Below are 16687 nucleotides of genomic sequence, written 5' to 3'. Positions count from 1 at the left end.
TGCAGCCGGCGACCAGCCGTGGGTGGAACCGGTGGATCATGCAGCAGGACCTGGCCATCCTCTCTGCATTCGCGTTCGTCTACGCCCTGATCGCGGGGCGGCTCGAGCGCACGCCGGTTGCCGGCGCCCTCGTCTTCACCGCCTTCGGGCTGGCCGTCGGTCCGGCGGGGCTGAACTGGCTCACCCTGGACGTTCATGCGCAAGGCCTTCGCACCCTTGCCGAACTCACGTTGGCGCTGGTGCTGTTCACGGATGCGGCCAATGCCGATCTCAGTGTGCTCAGGCTCAACTACACGATCCCTGAGCGTCTGCTGCTGATCGGCCTGCCGCTGACGATCCTGCTGGGGACCGCTGCCGCTGGCCTGCTTTTCCCAGGGCTCGCAATGATCGAGTGCGCGCTGCTTGCCACCATGCTGGCCCCCACCGATGCGGCTTTGGGCAAGGCGGTGGTGACCAACCCCGCCGTTCCCCCGCCAATCCGCGAAGGCCTGAATGTGGAGAGCGGGCTGAACGACGGCATTTGCGTGCCGGTGCTCCTGATCCTCCTGGCCTTTGCCGCCGAGCCGGCCGGCGCCGGGTGGGAACTCGTTCTACGTCATTTCGCGCAGGAGATCGGGATCGGGCTGGTTGTGGGCGCAGGCTTTGCATTCGTCGGCGTGTGGGCGCTGCGCCTTTCGTCGCGATACGGCTGGCTGGGCCCGGCATGGCGGCAGCTTCCGGCAATGGCGCTGGCGCTGGCCTCCTTCGGCGCGGCACAGGCACTGGGCGGGAGCGGCTTCATCGCCTGCTTCGTCGGCGGCATCGTGGCCGGCGGGATGGCCCGGCACCGTGAGCAGAAGCACGAATTGCTGCTTGCGGCGGAAGGCTCGGGCGATCTTTTCGGCCTCCTGACCTGGGTGCTCTTCGGAGCAGCGGTGATTGGCCAGGCGCTGGGACGGCTGAACTGGGAGATTGCCCTCTACGCGGTCCTGAGCCTCACAGCGGTTCGGATGATACCGGTCTGGCTGGCCTTGGCCGGCACGGACCTGAAGGCGGACGGCAAGCTCTTCCTGGGCTGGTTCGGCCCGCGCGGCCTGGCGAGCATCGTGTTTGCCATCATCGTCCTGGATGCCAACCTTCCGGGCAGCGAGACGCTGACGGCAACGGTCGCCTGGACGGTGATCCTCAGCATTCTGGCGCATGGCCTGACCGCCAGTCCGCTGGCCGAAGCCTTTGCCCGGCGCAACCGCACCGTGAAGGCCCCGATCGCCTAGCCGGGCTGACAAGACCTTGAACGGCAAGAAAGCAGGGGGCGGAGACGCGCCAAACGCCCTTATGATGTCTGCCCGTTTGTGCTAGCGGCAACTGCGAAACGGAGGAAACGCACATGCGGCCACAGCCTTCGGGCATTTTCGGCAAGATCGAGTTCGCGGTTCTTCTCGCGGCTCTGATCGTCGCGGGCGGGCTGTGGGGGTTCGTGGAACTGATGGAAGTGGCGCGCGACAGCGCCCCGCACGGCTTCGACACCGAAATCCTGCTGGCGCTACGCACGCCGGGCGACCTTGCCACACCCATCGGCCCGCGCTGGCTGCCGGATGCCATGCGCGACCTGACCAGCCTCGGCAGCGCGGCGGTGCTGATCTTCATCACCGCGGCCGCGATCTTCTACCTGCTGGTGGAGCGAAAGCCGCTGGCGGCGCTGTTGGTGCTGGTGGCGGTGGCAGGCGGCCAGGCGCTGAGCAGCCTACTGAAATTCGGCATCGACCGGACGCGACCCGATGTGGTGCCGCACCTGGCAGAGGTGCACACGATGAGCTTTCCGAGCGGCCACGCGATGATGTCGGCCGTGACCTTCCTGACGCTGGGCGCGCTTTTGGCGCAGACGCTGCCCGACCGCGCCACCAAGATCTACGTGTTGACGGTGGCTGTGCTGGCAACGCTGGTGGTGGGCTTCAGCCGGCTCTATCTGGGCGTGCACTGGCCCTCCGACGTGGCGGCCGGATGGTGCGCCGGGGCCGCTTGGGCGATGCTGTGCTGGCTGGCGGCGCGCTGGGTGCGGCGACGCGCCCGAGCGCTCGGCAGCGCTGATGCTTCATAAATCTCAATTCATGCTTGAAACATCATCATGACTGTATCATACATGCATATTGCGGACTCAGACGGGAGCTCTTGCCAGTGATCACAGCAGCGCAGATGCGCGCCGCAAGGGCGCTGGCCGGCATCGACCAGAAGACGCTTGCCGAGTTGGCCGGCGTTTCGCTTCCGACCGTCCAGCGGATGGAAGCGAGCGACGGACTGGTGCGGGGCGTGGTCGACACGCTGATGAAGGTCATCCAGGCGCTGGAAGGCGCCGGAGTGGAACTCATCGGAGACAACCAGCCGAGCGAAGGCGGCGGCCGGGGCGTGCGCCTCAAGGCCTCGGCCGAACGCAGCGGCAACGGCTGATTTCGCAACCGGCGCGATCCAGGCCTGCAAGGCGCAGGAAAGGACGCTCCGGCAGGAACGCCGCGCAGACGCGCCGGGCGGCAAGCCCGGCAAGCGGAAGCGGGCAAGGGAAGTGGTTCAAGTGTCGCCGATGCGCCCGAGCGGACGCGCGGCGACGCGTTCGCGACGGCGACCGCCGACAGTTCACGCCGACGATCCCCGCCGCGCCAATTGCGGAGGGCTGCGCATGGACACGCGCCACAAATCTGTTTCCGCCTCGGCGCAGCCGAGCTTCGCCGAACTGTTCACGCCCAAGCTGGTGACCGTGCTGCGCGAAGGCTATCGCCTGCCGCAGTTTCGCGCCGACCTGATCGCCGGCCTGACGGTTGCCATCGTGGCGCTGCCGCTTTCCATGGCGATTGCGATTGCCTCGGGCGTGGGGCCGGAGCGCGGCCTGTTCACGGCCATCGTCGGCGGCTTCCTGGTTTCGCTGCTGGGCGGCAGCCGCTTCCAGATCGGCGGGCCGGCCGGAGCCTTCATCGTGCTGGTGGCGGCGACCGTGGAGCGGGAGGGGGTGGACGGGCTGATCCTGGCCACGATGATGTCGGGCGTTTTCCTGGTCGCGATCGGCTATCTCAGGCTCGGCACATACATCAAGTTCATTCCCTATCCGGTCACGGTCGGCTTCACCGCCGGCATCGCCGTGATCATCTTTTCCAGCCAGTTGCACGACCTGTTCGGGCTGACGCTGGAAGGCAAGGAGCCCGGCGAGCTGCTGCCGCGGCTGATGGCACTGGGCGAAGCGGCCGGCACCGTCAACACGGCCGCCGTCGCTGTAGCGGTGCTGACCATCGGCATCATCGCCGGGCTGAAGCGCTGGCGGCCGGGCTGGCCCGGATTCCTGATTGCGGTGGCCGTGACCTCCCTCGCAGTGGCGGCATTCGGCCTGCCGGCCGAGACCATCGGCACGCGCTTCGGCGGCATTCCGCGCATGCTGCCCGAGCCGTCTCTGCCCCATTTCACCGCCGACAAGATGCTGGCCGTGCTGCCCGACGCCATCGCCTTCACGCTGCTGGGGGCGATCGAATCCCTGCTCTCGGCGGTGGTGGCCGACGGCATTACCGGGCGACGCCACCGCTCCAACTGCGAACTGGTGGCCCAGGGCTTCGCCAATATGGGCGCGGCCCTGTTCGGCGGCATCTGCGTGACCGGCACGATTGCCCGCACCGCGACCAATGTGCGCGCCGGCGCGAATGGGCCTGTTTCGGGCATGCTGCATGCGCTGTTCCTGCTCGCCTTCATGCTGGTGGCGGCACCGCTGGCCAGCTACATCCCGCTGGCGGCGCTTGCCGGCGTGCTGGCCGTGGTGGCCTGGAACATGATCGAGAAGCCGGCGGTGGCCGCCCTGCTGCGCTCGTCCACCGGGGATGCGCTGGTGCTGGTGGTGACCTTCGGCCTGGTCATCTTCCGCGACCTGACCACCGGCATCGTGGTGGGCTTCGCGCTTGGGGCGCTGCTGTTCATCAACCGCATGGCCAAGGCGATTGCGGTGGAGGCGCATGTGCCAATGGCGGAGGAAGACGTGGCCGACACCGCAAACGGCGAGCGCAGGGCCTATGACCCGGCCGGGGCAAGCGACCCCGACACGGTGGTCTACCGCATTTCCGGCGCCTTCTTCTTCGGCGCCGCCTCCGCCGTGGGCGCCGTGCTGGACCGCATCGGCGACCACCGGCAGAACCTGGTGCTCGACTGCTCGGCGGTGCCGTTTCTCGACTCGACCGCGGCCAATGTGATCGAGGGCGCGGTGCGCAAGGCGGGCCGGGAAGGCCTGCGCGTCTTCGTGACGGGAGCGGCCCCGCAGGTGCGGCGCATGCTGATGACCCACGGCGTGAAGCCGCCGCATGTGCGCTACAAGGCGACCATTGCCGGTGCGCTGGCGCAGATTTCGGCCGAGCGGAGCACGCCGGCCGGCTAGAGCGGCGGCCATCCTGACGGATGGCCTTTTTGGCCGCATTTGTGCGACGCCAGACGATTCCGCCTAGCTGCAAACTGCTCCAGAAATCGCAACCCAGGCCTTGACAGCGGCGGCTTGCGGCCCAATACTTAACTTCATGGTTAAGTATCAAGAAGCCAATCTCGACCGTGTCTTTGCCGCCCTTGCCGACCCGACCAGGCGAGCCCTGCTAGCCCGGCTGGAGGAAGAGGAAAGCCTTTCGGTGAGCGAGCTGGCGCAGCCCTTCCCGGTCTCGCTGCCGGCGGTGATGAAGCATCTGGACGTGCTGTCGGATGCCGGGCTGATCAGCCGCGCCAAGACCGGGCGCACCGTTGCCTGCCGGCTGAACGCCGGTCCGATGGAGGAAGCAATGAACTGGCTGAATCGCTACGAGCGCTTCTGGAACGGCAGCCTCGACCGGCTGGCGAATTTTTTGGAGAAGGAATGATGCTGGACAAGCCAAGCCTGACCCTGAAGCGCCGTCTGAACGCGGCGCCGGCGAAAGTGTACGCAGCCTGGACCGAGCCGGAGCGGCTCATGGGCTGGTGGGGACCGCGCGAGGACGACGAACCGGTGCTGGCCGAGACGGATGTGCGCCCCGGCGGCCGCTTCCGTCTCGTCTTTCGCGCCGCCAACGGCGAGGAGTTCGACGTGCGCGGCGTCTATCGCGAAGTGGTGCCGGCCGAAAGGCTGGTGTTCAGCTGGGCATGGCGCTCGACCCCGGAGCGCGAGTCGCTGGTGACGCTGACGATGCGGCCCGACGGCGACGGCACCATGCTGACGCTGCACCACGAGCAGTTCTTCGACGAGGCCGCACGCGACAGCCACCGCATGGGCTGGATGGCGGCGCTCGACAGACTGGAGAGGCAGTTTTCCTGATCGCAGATCCACCAAGGGAGAAGACAGATGCAATCGCACAAGATCGTCTCGCAGCAGGAATGGATGGAAGCCCAGAAGGCCCATCTGGTGAAGGAAAAGGAATATACCCGGCACCGCGACCGGCTGAACGCCGAGCGCCAGGCGCTGCCCTGGACGCGGGTGGAGAAGGAGTACGTCTTCGACACGCCGCAAGGCAAAAAGACGCTGGCCGAGCTGTTCGAAGGGCGCAGCCAGCTGGTGGTCGTGCACTTCATGCTCGGGCCGGACTGGGAGGCGGGTTGCGTCGGCTGCTCCTTCGGCGCCGATCATCTCGCCGGCCCCGACCAGCACCTGAAGCACCATGACGTGACGCTGGTGACCGTGTCGCGTGCACCGCTGCCCCAGATCGAGGCCTACAAGAAGCGCATGGGCTGGAAGTTCGACTGGGTGTCGTCCTTCGGCAGCGACTTCAACTATGATTTCGGCGTGTCCTTCCACAAGGAAGACATCAAGAACGGCAAGGCGATCTACAACTTCGCCCCGCTCGACTTCGACATGGAAGAGCTGCACGGCATGACCGTGTTCTACAAGGACGAGGATGGCACCATCTACCGCACCTTCTCGCAATATGCGCGCGGCGACGAGGACAAGATAAGCACCTACGCCATCCTCGACCGCACGCCCAAGGGCCGCAACGAGAAGAGCGCCATGGACTGGGTGAAGCGCCACGACGAGTATCCCGACGAGGACAAGCACATCGCGGCAATGCTGACGTCGTCCTGCTGCGGGTGATTTAGGGAGGACTTCGCAAAGCGCACCTTTCATTCGCTTCGCGGCAGCTCTTTTCCCAAGGCAGGGACATCGCATGTGATTTGGTGAGCCCGGCGGGCTTGTACCCCCACCCCTAACCCCTCCCCACAAGGGGGAGGGGAACTTTGCTGCACGGCTCAGCACCAACCTTCAGCGCATTTTTCTAGTGGCTAAGGTGGCGAAATCGTCCCCCTCCCCCTTGTGGGGAGGGGCTAGGGGTGGGGGTCATTCCCGGGTGCGTAGCACAGTGGCGGGAAATAGCCTCCCACACGCCAGCCAAAAAAGCTCAGCGCAGGGCCAGCAGTGCGGCGAGGCCGACGCTGCCGACGACCAGCCGCCACCAGGCAAACGGGGCGAAGCCGCGGCGCGAGACGTAGTCGAGCAGGTGTCGCACGACGAAGACGCCGGCGACGAAGGCGGCGATGAAGCCGGCCGTGATGATCGGCAGGTCGGCCGCCGACAGCGCGTCGCGGTTCTTGTAGAGGTCGTAGGCGAAGGCGCCGGCCATGGTGGGCATGGCCAGGAAGAACGAGAATTCGGCCGCCGAGCGCTTGTCGGTGCCCATCAGCAGCGCGCCGACGATGGTTGCGCCCGAGCGCGAGGTGCCGGGGATCATCGCCAGGCACTGGAAGAAGCCGATGGCCAGGCAGGCCGGCAGCGGGAAATCCATCACGTCGTGATATTTCGGCGTCAGCTTCAGCCGGTCGACGCCCAGAAGCACGATGCCGCCGACGATCAGCGTGATGCAGATCAGCATCGGCGATTCGAACAGCACCGTCTTGATGAAGTTATGTGCCATCACGCCGATGACGGCCGCGGGCAGGAAGGCCAGCAGGATGCCGGCCACGAAGCGCCGCGTGCGCGCGTCGCTCGGCAGGCCGGTGACGATCTTCCACAGCCTCCCGAAATAGACCGTCAGGATCGCCAGGATGGCGCCGAGCTGGATAAGCACCTCGAAGGCCTTGCCGGTGGACTCGAAGCCGAGGAAATGGCCGGCCAGCAGGATGTGGCCGGTGGACGAGACCGGGATGAACTCGGTCAAGCCCTCGAGCAGGCCAAGCAGCAGGGCTTCGATGATGGTCTGATGTTCCATGAATATCTCGACGAGGCGGGGGAGCGACTGGGCTTGCTTGTCACGGCGCGGAACTGTCCCTATACCGATGCGCCTTGACCGCCCGATGAATCGGGCAGAGATAGAACTACTGGCGCGGCCGAAAAATGACCAGCGCAGTTTTCGCCACGGAACCATGCTGACCCTTTTCCATCATCCCATGTTCGCCTCCTGTCGTTTCGTCCGTCTCGCCTTCGGCGAATACGGCGAAGAGTTGGCGCTGATCGAGGAAAAGCCGTGGCTGCGCCGCCGTGAATTCCTGGTGCTCAACGCCGCCGGCACGCTGCCGGTGCTGCTGGCCGAGGGTGACGTCCCGATCATCGGCGCCGGCGTGATCGCCGAATATCTCGACGAGACGCGCGGCGTGCTGAAGCGCGAGCGGCGCCTGTTCGCCGAGGATCCGATGGAGCGCGCGGAAATCCGCCGGCTGGTGGAGTGGTACCTGGTCAAGACCGAGGGCGAGGTGACCAAGCATCTGGTGCGCGAGCGCGTGCTGAAGCCGCTGATGCCCAACGAGATGGGCGGCGGCTCGCCGGATTCAGGCGCCATCCGCGCCGCCCGCGCCAATATCCGCCAGCACATGAAATACACCAACTGGTTGGCCGGCACCCGCCACTGGCTGGCAGGGCCGCGCATCACCTATGCCGATCTTGCCGCCGCCGCCGCCATTTCGGTGCTAGACTATCTGGGCGAGATCGACTGGAGCGACCACGCCGCGGCGCGCGACTGGTACACGCGGGTGAAGTCGCGCCCCTCGTTCCGCCCGCTGCTCGGCGACCGGGTGCGCGGTATTTCGCCGGTATCCCACTATGCGGACCTCGATTTCTGACAAGCCCGAAAAGGGCGAGCGCCTGCGGCGGATGATCGACCGCGAGGCGCGCCGTGCCGGCTTCGACGCCGTGGCCGTGACCTTGCCGGAGGCGATCCCCCAGGCCCCTGCCCGGCTGGCCGAATTTCTTGCCGAGGGCTTTCACGGCTCGATGGGCTGGATGGCCGAGACATTTGAGCGCCGGGCCGCTCCCAAAGCGCTTTGGCCCGACGTTCGCTCCGTCATCGTGCTGGCCATGAACTACGGGCCGGAGGAAGACCCGCGCCAACTGCAGGCTCAGGCCGAGCGCGGGGCGATCTCGGTCTATGCCCGCAACCGCGACTATCACGACGTCATCAAGGGCCGGCTGAAGGAGTTGGCCGGCAAGATCGTGGCGCAGGCCGGCGGCGACGTGAAGGTGTTCGTCGACACGGCCCCGGTGATGGAAAAGCCGCTGGCGGAAGCCGCCGGCATCGGCTGGCAGGGCAAGCACACCAATCTGGTCAGCCGGCAGTTCGGCTCCTGGCTGTTTCTGGGCACCATCTTCACCACGGCGGAAATCGCGCCGGACCAGCCGGAAACAGACCATTGCGGCTCGTGCCGCGCCTGCCTCGATTCCTGCCCGACCAATGCCTTTCCCGCGCCCTACAAGCTCGATGCGCGGCGCTGCATCTCCTACCTCACCATCGAGAACAAGGGGCCGATCCCGCACGAATTCCGCGCGGCGATGGGCAACCGCATCTATGGCTGCGACGACTGCCTGGCCGCCTGCCCGTGGAACAAGTTTGCGCGGGCTGCTTCGGAAGCGAAACTCGCCGCCCGCGACGACCTTCTCGCGCCGAGGCTGACGGATTTTCTTGTCATGGACGATGCGGCCTTCCGCGCCTTCTTCTCCGGCTCGCCGGTCAAGCGCATCGGCCGCGACCGTTTTGTCCGTAATGTGCTGATCGCCGCCGGCAATTCTGGCGACCGCGCGCTGATCGCGGCTTGCGAAAGCCTTTTGTCCGATCCCTCTCCGCTGGTCCGGGGGGCGGCGGTGTGGGCGCTGTCGCGGCTCATGGAGCCGGCGGATTTTGCGGCGCTGGCTGAGCGGGCAAAGACGGAAGACGACGCCGATGTGCGCCGGGAATGGGACTTGGCTGCCGGCCAGCCGCAAACGATCGGGGAACATGCATGAGCGCGACAAGAATGTTCATCTTCGGGGCGGGCTATTCCGGCAAAGCGGTTGGCCGGGCCAAGCCCGACGCCGGCATCCATATTGCCGGCACAACGCGCTCGCCCGAGAAATTCGAGGCGCTGCGGCAGGCGGGGATGGAACCCATCGTCTTCGACGGGGCGCTGACTGATGAACTGACCGGAGAGCTTGCCAAAACAACGCATCTGCTGATCTCCATCGCGCCCGACGAAGCCGGCGACCCGGTCCTGAACGCCGCGCGCGAAAAAATCCTGCGCGGCATGCCGAAGCTTCAATGGATCGGCTATCTCTCCACCGTCGGCGTCTATGGCGACCATGGCGGCGCGTGGGTGGACGAGACGGCGGAGTGCCGGCCGGTCTCGCGCCGTTCGGTGATGCGGCTGAAGGCGGAACAGGAATGGCTGGCGCTGGGCGCGGAAACCGGCCTGCCGGTGGCGGTGATGCGCCTTTCGGGCATCTACGGGCCGGGGCGCAACGCGCTCGTGAACCTGACCAACGGCACCGCCAAGCGGCTGATCAAGCCGGACCAGGTGTTCAACCGCATCCATGGCGAGGACATTGCCGGCGCGGTTTGGACGCTTGCACAACAGGGCAAGGGCGGCATTTTCAACGTGACCGACGACAAGCCTGCGCCGCCGCAGGACGTGGTGACCTATGCAGCCAGGCTGATGGGCGTGACGCCGCCGCCCGAAATTCCCTTCGAGACCGCCCAACTTTCGCCCATGGCGCGGTCTTTCTATGGCGAGAACAAGCGCGTTTCCAACGCGGCGATCAAGGCAGCCGGCTATCGCTTCCGCTATCCGGACTATCGGGCGGCCTTCGACGCCATGTGGGAAGCGGGCGACTGGAACGAGGGCGAGTCGCGCAGCCCGATGAAGCGCGGATGAGAGGCAGGAGAAGCCGCAACAGACGGCTGGGACACACCGAGCGATCGTTTACACTTCGCTAACCGGGGCGTTCCAAGCTTGTCGGCAAGGGGCCGGATGGACATGCGCATGAACACTTTGCTTCGGACGGCAACCCGCCTGGTCGCGGCGGTCGCAGCGGCGGTTTCGCTCTCGGTGCTGGCGGAGCCGCAGGCCCATGCGGAAGAGTTGGCCAAGGATTTGTTCGGCGCCCAGAGGCTGCCGGGGGCGACCGCGCCGAAATCCTTCGGCTTCTATTCCAAGGGCTGTTTTACCGGCGGCATGGCTATCGCCACCGACGGCCCGACCTGGCAGGCGATGCGGCTGTCGCGCAACCGTCGCTGGGGCCACCCGACGATGATCCGCCTTATCGAGAAGCTGTCGCAGGACGCGGTGGCCGACGGCTGGCCGGGCCTGCTCCTGGGCGACATCTCGCAGCCGCGCGGCGGGCCGATGCTGACCGGCCATGCCTCGCACCAGATCGGGCTGGACGCCGACATCTGGTTCACGCCGATGCCCGACCGACGGCTGACGCCGACCGAGCGCGAGAACATGAGCGCGACCTCGCTGGTGAATGAAAAGACCCATCTGGTGATCGACCGGCTGTGGACACCGGCGCATGAGCGGCTCTTGAAGCGCGCCGCGAGCTATCCGGAAGTCGAGCGCATCCTGGTCAACCCCGGCATCAAGAAGAAGCTGTGCGACACGGTGACAGGCGACCGCGCATGGCTGCGCAAGGTGCGCCCCTTCTGGGGCCACGACTACCACTTCCATGTGCGCATCGGCTGCCAGCCAGGCTCCGTTGGTTGCAAGGCGCAGGAGGCGACGCCGCCGGGCGACGGCTGCGACAAGTCGCTGGCCTGGTGGTTCACCGAAGAGCCGTGGCGCCCCAGCAAGAACCCGGACGCCCCGAAGGCGCGCGACGTGATGACCATGGCGAGCCTGCCCAAGGAATGCCGCGCCGTGCTGAACGCGCCTGCGCCCGTTTCGGAAGCCGCAGTGACGTTGGGCGGTATGGGCGCATCGGCGGTGGCTTCCACCTCCGAGCCGGTGCGGCCGACCGTTGAGGTGGGCGCGCCGCCGATTTCGGCCAGCGCCTTTGCGCCGACACCCGACAATCGCATTCCACTGCCGCTGCCGCGCCCCGGTAATTGACGCGCGGCCGGCGCGCCAGCCGCGCCGGCAAAATCGGCCACCATCGTCCACGGCCCCTTTCACGCTGCGGCGAGCTTGGCTATAGGTTTCAACCGATTTAGCTATGGGAAGGCACTTCTAGGTGGCATCTCCGCTCCGGCTGGCGCTGATTGCGCATGACGAAAAGAAGGACGACATGGTCGCCTTCGCCCGGGCGCATGCGGGCTTCCTGGCCGGATGCGACCTGGTGGCCACCGGCACCACCGGCGAGCGCGTGACCGAAGCCTGCCCGGAACTCGAGGTGCGGCGGCTGAAGAGCGGCCCGCTGGGCGGCGACCAACAGATCGGCGCGCTGATTGCCGAAGGCGCGGTCGACGCGCTGATTTTCTTCGTTGATCCGCTGACGCCGATGCCGCATGACGTGGATGTGAAGGCGCTGATGCGGCTGGCGATCGTTTACGACATACCGCTTGCGCTGAACCTCGCCACGGCCGAAATGATGCTCAAGCGGCTGCGCCAGCCGTGAATTTGGAGACGACGATCAGAATGGCTTTTGTCCGAGACGAGGATCCCGTGCTGCAGTTTCCGATCCTGATCGGCGACATTGGCGGCACCAACGCCCGCTTCGCCATCATCGTCGACGCCAATTCCGAGCCGGGCGAGACGCGGGTGGTGCAGACCGCAAACTATGCCTCCATCGACGATGCCATCCAGCGCGCGGTGCTGGACCACACCTCGCTGACCCCGCGCTCGGCGGTGCTGGCGGTGGCGGGCCCGGTCGACAGCGACGAGATCGCGCTGACGAACTGCCCCTGGGTGGTGCGGCCCAAGGCGATGTTCGAGACGCTCGGCCTTTCCGACATCGTGGTGCTGAATGACTTCGAGGCGCAGGCGCTTGCGGTGGCCGCGCTCGGCGAAGAGCATATGGAGAAGATCGGCGGCGGCGAGCCGGAGCCGAATGCCGGCCGCGTGGTGCTGGGCCCCGGAACCGGGCTGGGCGTGGCCGGGCTGATCCACGCCTGCCACAAATGGATTCCCGTTCCGGGCGAAGGCGGGCACATGGATATCGGCCCGCGCACGGCGCGCGACCGCGAAATCTTCCCGCATCTGGAGCCGATCGAGGGCCGCATTTCGGGCGAGCAGATCCTGTGCGGGCGCGGGCTGGTGAGCTCCTACCGGGCGATTGCGGCCGCCGACGGCAAGGAGCCGCGCTTCACCACGCCGGCAGAGATTACCGCCGCGGCGCTGGAGAAGTCGGACCCGGTGGCCGAGGAGGCGCTGAAATTCTTCGTCACCGCGCTTGGCCGCACGGCAGGCGATGTCGCGCTGGTGTTCATGAGCCGGGGCGGCGTCTATCTCACCGGCGGCATCGTGCAGAAGATCGTGCCGGCCCTGAAGGAAGGCAGCTTCCGCGAGGCTTTCGAGGACAAGGCGCCGCACCGCGAGCTGATGCGCAGCATGCCGGTCTATGTGATCACCCATCCGCTGGCGGCGCTTGCCGGGCTGGCGGCCTACGCCCGCACGCCCTCGCGCTTCGGCGTGGAAACCGCCGGCCGGCGCTGGAGCAAATAGGCGGCTTTCGCGCCACGGCATGGCCGGAACGCTCGCTGCATCGCGGCCACAGCGACGATGTTTCGCACTCCGGCCATAGGCAAGCCGGCGCGATGACGCTATTAGGATCGCCAGCGGGTGGCGCGGCGCGCCGCTCCCATCGCAATAGGCACGGCAGATCCGAATTTGAGCCTCTTCAAGAACAAAAGCAGGACGGCAGCCGACCGCGGCGCGATTATCGCCGTGATCAAGCGCGTCCTGGCTGAAAACGGGCGCGAATATGTGCGCTCGTACATGATCGCCGGGCTGTGCATGGTCGCGGTTGCGCTGACGACGGCGTTTCCGGCGTGGATCATGCGCGACGTGATCGACGACATCTTCTATCGCCAGCGCAACGACCTGATCGCGCTGATCTGCCTGTCGATCATGGCGGCATTCATCATCCGCGGCGTGGCCGGCTATGCGCAGGCCGTCATCCTGGCCAAGGTCGGCAACAACCTTGTCGCCCGCTACCAGCGCCGGCTGTTCGACCACCTGATGAAGCTCGACGTGGGCTTCTTCACCGAAAATCGCTCCGGCCACCTGGCCGCGCAGATCAACCAGAATGTCGGCGGCATACGCGACCTCTTGTCGATGACGCTGACGGCGGTGACGCGCGACGCGGTTTCGCTGGTGGCGCTGGTGACCGTGATGGTGGTGCAGGACCCGATGCTGTCACTGCTGGCCTTCCTCGTCGGGCCGCCGCTGGTGATTTCGGTGAATTACCTGATGCGGCGGCTGCGCGCCGTGACCCGGCAGGCGGTGGAGATCAATTCGAGACTGATCGGCTCCATGCAGGAAGCGACGCAGGGCATCGCCGTGGTGAAGGCCTTCACCATGGAAGACCAGCTGTCGCGGCGCATGCGCAAGATGATCGACCATGCCGAGGAGCGCTCCAACAAGATCGCCCGGGTTTCGGAGCGGATGACACCGATAGCCGAAATGCTTGCGGGCTTCGCAGTGGCCGGCGTCATCGGCTATGCGGGCTATCGCGCTACCCATGGCGGGTCGCTGCCCGGCTCTATCGTGTCCTTCATCACCGCGCTGCTGCTTGCCTATGACCCGGTGCGCCGGCTGGCGCGGCTGCAGGTGGGACTGGAGCGCTCGCTGGTCAATGCGCGCATGATCTACGAGATCCTCGACCTCACGCCGCAGCAGGGCGACGCGCGCGATGCCGCCGAGATCAAGGTCGGCAAGGGCGAGGTGCGCTTCGACAACGTGTCCTTTGCCTATTCGGGCAGCCTGCCGGTGCTGACCAATGTGAGCTTCGTGGCCGAGGCGGGCAAGACCACGGCAATCGTCGGCGCCTCGGGCGCGGGCAAGACCACGCTGACAGCGCTGCTGGAACGCTTCTACGACGTGGACGGCGGCACGATCACCGTCGACGGGCAGGACATCTCCAAGGTGACCAAGAGCTCGCTGCGCAGCTCGATGGCCTATGTGTCGCAGCAGCCCTACCTGTTCGAAGGTACGATCGCCGACAACATCCGCTACGGCCGCGCTGACGCGAGCGACGCCGAGATCCGCTTCGCCGCCGAACAGGCCGCCGCCGACGAGTTCATCCGCCAGCAGCCCAAGGGCTACGACACGCTGGTGGGCGAGAACGGGGTGACGCTTTCGGGCGGCCAGCGCCAGCGCGTCTCCATTGCGCGCGCCATCGTGCGCAAGGCGCCGATCCTGCTCCTGGACGAGGCGACATCGGCGCTGGACAATGAATCGGAAGCGCGGGTGCAGCAGGCGCTGGCGACCGTGATGAAGGGCTGCACCACCATCGTCATCGCCCACCGCCTGTCGACCGTCGTCAATGCCGACCGCATCGTCGTGATGGAGGCCGGCCGGGTGATCGAGCAGGGCACCCATGCCGAGCTGATGGCCAACCCGCACGGCACCTATGCCCGCTTCCACCGCCTGCAGAACCAGAGAGGTCTGGAGCTGGTGGACGACACCGCGACCGCCGCAGAGCTGGCCAGGAACCCGGAAGGAGAAAACGCATGACCGACATGGGTCTCGTCGTCGTCGGGGCTGCCGGCCGGATGGGCCAGACGCTGATCCGCACCATCCACGCCATGCCGGGCGCGAAACTGGCGGGCGCGGTGGAGCGCGCCGGCTCGCCGCACGTTGGCGCGGATGCCGGCGAACTGGCCGGGCTGGGCAGGCTCGGCGTGACGATCACCGACGACCCGCTCTCGGCTTTTGCCAAGGCCGACGGCGTGCTCGACTTCACAGCACCTGCGGCGACGGTGGAGTTTGCCGGCTATGCCGCGCAGGCGCGTATCGTGCATGTCATCGGCACCACCGGCTTCTCGGACGATCAGGACGCGGCTATTGCCGCAGCGGCGCGCCATGCCACCATCGTCAAATCCGGCAATATGAGCCTCGGCGTGAACCTGCTGGCGGTGCTGGTGGAGCAGGCCGCGCAGGCGCTGGGGCCGGAAGACTTCGACATCGAGGTTCTGGAAATGCACCACCGCCACAAGGTCGACGCCCCCTCGGGCACGGCCCTGCTGCTGGGCGAGGCTGCCGCCATGGGCCGCGGCATTCGCCTGGGCGAGCACAGCGTGCGGGTGCGCGACGGCCACACCGGCCCGCGCGAGGCCGGGTCGATCGGCTTCGCCACGCTGCGTGGCGGCTCGGTGGTGGGCGACCACTCCGTCATTCTGGCCGGCACCGGGGAACGCATCACCCTGTCGCACAACGCCGAGGACCGCGCCATATTCGCGCGCGGCGGGGTGAAGGCGGCGCTGTGGGCGCGCGGCCGCAAGCCGGGCCTGTTTTCCATGCGCGACGTGCTGGGCCTTTCCCGGGCCCCCTGATCGCAGCCAACTACCCTCAAGGAGCGACATATGACCGGAACCCTCGTGCTCGTGCGCCACGGCCAGAGCGAATGGAACATGAAGAACCTGTTCACCGGCTGGCGTGACGTTGACCTCAGCGCGCAGGGCGAGGCCGAGGCCAAGGCAGCCGGCGCCCGGCTCGCCGCGCGCGGGATGAAGTTCGACATCGCCTTTACCTCGGTGCTGAAGCGGGCGCAGAAGACCTGCCAGTACATCCTCGAGGCCACCGGCCAGAGCGGCCTCAAGACGGTTTCCAACCTGGCGCTGAACGAGCGCGACTATGGCGACCTCAACGGCCTCAACAAGGACGACGCCCGCGCCAAGTGGGGCGACGAGCAGGTGCATGTGTGGCGCCGCTCCTACGACACGCCCCCGCCCGGCGGCGAGAGCCTGAAGGACACCGGCGCGCGCGTGTGGCCCTATTACATGCACGACATGCAGCCGCATGTGCTGCGCGGCGAGACCGTGCTGGTGGCCGCCCACGGCAACTCGCTGCGCGCGCTGATCATGGCGCTGGAGGGCATCTCGGGCGACGAGATCGTCAAGCTGGAACTCGCCACCGGCGTGCCGATCGTCTACCGGCTCAACGCCGATTCGACCGTGGCATCGAAGGAAGTGCTGTCGGCATAAAGCACTCGCAACGCGAATGGAATGAAAAGGCCCGGCCCCGCGCCGGGCCTTTTCGCCTCCCCAGCAGCGATTCGCGCCCGCACAGCCGGCAAAGCGATTCGCCCGTGCTGCCGAACCCGAGCGTCGGAGCCTGAGGCATAGGACACTGTGTGCCCTGCAAGGGTTCAAAGGTCGGAAAAAACACGTTTTTTGGCCATTTGTTGCGCGGCGCGAGCAGCCTCGCGCGAGGGAAAAACAGCTGACCCACAGCATCTTTGCATTCGGATGTTTTTTTTGCCGAAAGCGCGTTGACACGGCCCCGCTGTCCGCTTACATCGGCGGCACACCTAGCCCAGGTGGCGGAATTGGTAGACGCGCACGGTTCAGGTCCGTGTGCCGCGAGGCGTGGAGGTTCGAGTCCTCTCCTGGGCACCATC

The 16687-nt window shown here is 66.7% G+C and carries 17 protein-coding genes and 1 tRNA gene; 17 read left to right on the top strand and 1 reads right to left on the bottom strand.

The window, feature by feature from the left end; all coding sequences use genetic code 11:
- Positions 1-38: 38 nt before the first annotated feature.
- The 7 genes from AC3A4H_RS18410 (at position 39) to AC3A4H_RS18380 (ending at position 6046) form a co-directional block, all read left to right on the top strand.
- Positions 39-1253 (top strand): cation:proton antiporter, encoded by a 1215-nt coding sequence (locus AC3A4H_RS18410; RefSeq protein ID WP_487767994.1) that lies wholly within the window; start codon positions 39-41, stop codon positions 1251-1253.
- A 113-nt stretch (positions 1254-1366) separates the two neighbouring features.
- Positions 1367-2077, top strand: a complete 711-nt coding sequence (locus AC3A4H_RS18405) for a phosphatase PAP2 family protein (protein ID WP_487767993.1) — start codon at positions 1367-1369, stop codon at positions 2075-2077.
- Between the two features lie 77 nt (positions 2078-2154).
- Positions 2155-2424: a helix-turn-helix domain-containing protein gene (locus AC3A4H_RS18400; protein ID WP_487767992.1), complete on the top strand. Its 270-nt coding sequence runs from the start codon at positions 2155-2157 to the stop codon at positions 2422-2424.
- 226 nt (positions 2425-2650) lie between these two features.
- The gene (locus AC3A4H_RS18395; protein ID WP_487767991.1) at positions 2651-4378 is read left to right on the top strand and encodes a SulP family inorganic anion transporter; all 1728 of its coding nucleotides are present in this window, start codon (positions 2651-2653) and stop codon (positions 4376-4378) included.
- Positions 4379-4514: 136 nt separating this feature from the next.
- Positions 4515-4844, top strand: a complete 330-nt coding sequence (locus tag AC3A4H_RS18390; protein ID WP_487767990.1) for an ArsR/SmtB family transcription factor — start codon at positions 4515-4517, stop codon at positions 4842-4844.
- Positions 4841-5275: an SRPBCC family protein gene (locus AC3A4H_RS18385; RefSeq protein WP_487767989.1), complete on the top strand. Its 435-nt coding sequence runs from the start codon at positions 4841-4843 to the stop codon at positions 5273-5275. Before AC3A4H_RS18390 ends, AC3A4H_RS18385 begins: the two co-directional genes overlap by 4 nt.
- A gap of 27 nt (positions 5276-5302) precedes the next feature.
- Positions 5303-6046, top strand: coding sequence for a DUF899 domain-containing protein (locus AC3A4H_RS18380; RefSeq protein ID WP_487767988.1), 744 nt, complete (start codon positions 5303-5305; stop codon positions 6044-6046).
- Between the two features lie 304 nt (positions 6047-6350).
- Here the strand turns inward: AC3A4H_RS18380 and AC3A4H_RS18375 are convergent, their stop codons facing one another.
- Positions 6351-7157, bottom strand: coding sequence for an undecaprenyl-diphosphate phosphatase (locus AC3A4H_RS18375; protein ID WP_487767987.1), 807 nt, complete (start codon positions 7155-7157; stop codon positions 6351-6353).
- A 154-nt stretch (positions 7158-7311) separates the two neighbouring features.
- On the opposite strand from AC3A4H_RS18375, the gene AC3A4H_RS18370 reads away from it, so the two are divergent.
- The 10 genes from AC3A4H_RS18370 to AC3A4H_RS18325 all read left to right on the top strand — a co-directional run bounded on the left by AC3A4H_RS18370 (position 7312) and on the right by AC3A4H_RS18325 (position 16685).
- On the top strand, positions 7312-8004 hold the full coding sequence (locus AC3A4H_RS18370) for a glutathione S-transferase family protein (protein ID WP_487767986.1): 693 nt from the start codon (positions 7312-7314) through the stop codon (positions 8002-8004).
- Positions 7985-9160: a tRNA epoxyqueuosine(34) reductase QueG gene (gene queG / locus AC3A4H_RS18365; protein ID WP_487767985.1), complete on the top strand. Its 1176-nt coding sequence runs from the start codon at positions 7985-7987 to the stop codon at positions 9158-9160. Before AC3A4H_RS18370 ends, queG begins: the two co-directional genes overlap by 20 nt.
- Positions 9157-10065 carry an SDR family oxidoreductase gene (locus AC3A4H_RS18360; protein WP_487767984.1) on the top strand — a complete coding sequence of 303 codons (909 nt, stop codon included), beginning with the start codon at positions 9157-9159 and terminating at the stop codon, positions 10063-10065. Before queG ends, AC3A4H_RS18360 begins: the two co-directional genes overlap by 4 nt.
- 96 nt (positions 10066-10161) lie before the next feature.
- Positions 10162-11238 (top strand): penicillin-insensitive murein endopeptidase, encoded by a 1077-nt coding sequence (gene mepA, locus AC3A4H_RS18355; protein WP_487767983.1) that lies wholly within the window; start codon positions 10162-10164, stop codon positions 11236-11238.
- A 121-nt stretch (positions 11239-11359) separates the two neighbouring features.
- Positions 11360-11743: a methylglyoxal synthase gene (locus tag AC3A4H_RS18350; protein ID WP_348779060.1), complete on the top strand. Its 384-nt coding sequence runs from the start codon at positions 11360-11362 to the stop codon at positions 11741-11743.
- Between the two features lie 20 nt (positions 11744-11763).
- Complete coding sequence (locus tag AC3A4H_RS18345) at positions 11764-12789, top strand: glucokinase (RefSeq protein ID WP_487767982.1); 1026 nt, start codon at positions 11764-11766, stop codon at positions 12787-12789.
- A gap of 273 nt (positions 12790-13062) precedes the next feature.
- Positions 13063-14802, top strand: a complete 1740-nt coding sequence (locus AC3A4H_RS18340) for an ABC transporter ATP-binding protein (RefSeq protein WP_487768109.1) — start codon at positions 13063-13065, stop codon at positions 14800-14802.
- Positions 14799-15620, top strand: a complete 822-nt coding sequence (dapB, locus tag AC3A4H_RS18335) for a 4-hydroxy-tetrahydrodipicolinate reductase (protein WP_487767981.1) — start codon at positions 14799-14801, stop codon at positions 15618-15620. The genes AC3A4H_RS18340 and dapB overlap by 4 nt, the downstream gene beginning before the upstream one ends.
- A gap of 30 nt (positions 15621-15650) precedes the next feature.
- Positions 15651-16271, top strand: coding sequence for a 2,3-bisphosphoglycerate-dependent phosphoglycerate mutase (locus tag AC3A4H_RS18330; RefSeq protein ID WP_348779056.1), 621 nt, complete (start codon positions 15651-15653; stop codon positions 16269-16271).
- 329 nt (positions 16272-16600) lie between these two features.
- Positions 16601-16685 (top strand) — tRNA-Leu (locus AC3A4H_RS18325).
- The last annotated feature ends 2 nt before the right edge of the window (positions 16686-16687 follow it).

The sequence above is a fragment of the Pseudaminobacter sp. Soil_N_29 genome (assembly GCF_057656055.1).
This window is presented reverse-complemented; position numbering and strand designations above follow the sequence as displayed.

What these genes read in the sequence shown, in the direction of transcription:
- AC3A4H_RS18385 (WP_487767989.1), top strand. Translation starts at nt 4,841, where the DNA reads ATGATGCTGGACAAGCCAAGCCTGACCCTGAAGCGCCGTCTGAACGCG.
- queG (WP_487767985.1), top strand. Translation starts at nt 7,985, where the DNA reads ATGCGGACCTCGATTTCTGACAAGCCCGAAAAGGGCGAGCGCCTGCGG.
- AC3A4H_RS18370 (WP_487767986.1), top strand. Translation starts at nt 7,312, where the DNA reads ATGCTGACCCTTTTCCATCATCCCATGTTCGCCTCCTGTCGTTTCGTC.
- AC3A4H_RS18330 (WP_348779056.1), top strand. Translation starts at nt 15,651, where the DNA reads ATGACCGGAACCCTCGTGCTCGTGCGCCACGGCCAGAGCGAATGGAAC.
- AC3A4H_RS18345 (WP_487767982.1), top strand. Translation starts at nt 11,764, where the DNA reads ATGGCTTTTGTCCGAGACGAGGATCCCGTGCTGCAGTTTCCGATCCTG.
- AC3A4H_RS18390 (WP_487767990.1), top strand. Translation starts at nt 4,515, where the DNA reads ATGGTTAAGTATCAAGAAGCCAATCTCGACCGTGTCTTTGCCGCCCTT.
- AC3A4H_RS18410 (WP_487767994.1), top strand. Translation starts at nt 39, where the DNA reads ATGCAGCAGGACCTGGCCATCCTCTCTGCATTCGCGTTCGTCTACGCC.
- AC3A4H_RS18405 (WP_487767993.1), top strand. Translation starts at nt 1,367, where the DNA reads ATGCGGCCACAGCCTTCGGGCATTTTCGGCAAGATCGAGTTCGCGGTT.
- AC3A4H_RS18395 (WP_487767991.1), top strand. Translation starts at nt 2,651, where the DNA reads ATGGACACGCGCCACAAATCTGTTTCCGCCTCGGCGCAGCCGAGCTTC.
- AC3A4H_RS18380 (WP_487767988.1), top strand. Translation starts at nt 5,303, where the DNA reads ATGCAATCGCACAAGATCGTCTCGCAGCAGGAATGGATGGAAGCCCAG.
- AC3A4H_RS18360 (WP_487767984.1), top strand. Translation starts at nt 9,157, where the DNA reads ATGAGCGCGACAAGAATGTTCATCTTCGGGGCGGGCTATTCCGGCAAA.
- dapB (WP_487767981.1), top strand. Translation starts at nt 14,799, where the DNA reads ATGACCGACATGGGTCTCGTCGTCGTCGGGGCTGCCGGCCGGATGGGC.
- AC3A4H_RS18340 (WP_487768109.1), top strand. Translation starts at nt 13,063, where the DNA reads ATGATCGCCGGGCTGTGCATGGTCGCGGTTGCGCTGACGACGGCGTTT.
- mepA (WP_487767983.1), top strand. Translation starts at nt 10,162, where the DNA reads ATGGACATGCGCATGAACACTTTGCTTCGGACGGCAACCCGCCTGGTC.
- AC3A4H_RS18375 (WP_487767987.1), bottom strand. Translation starts at nt 7,157, where the DNA reads ATGGAACATCAGACCATCATCGAAGCCCTGCTGCTTGGCCTGCTCGAG.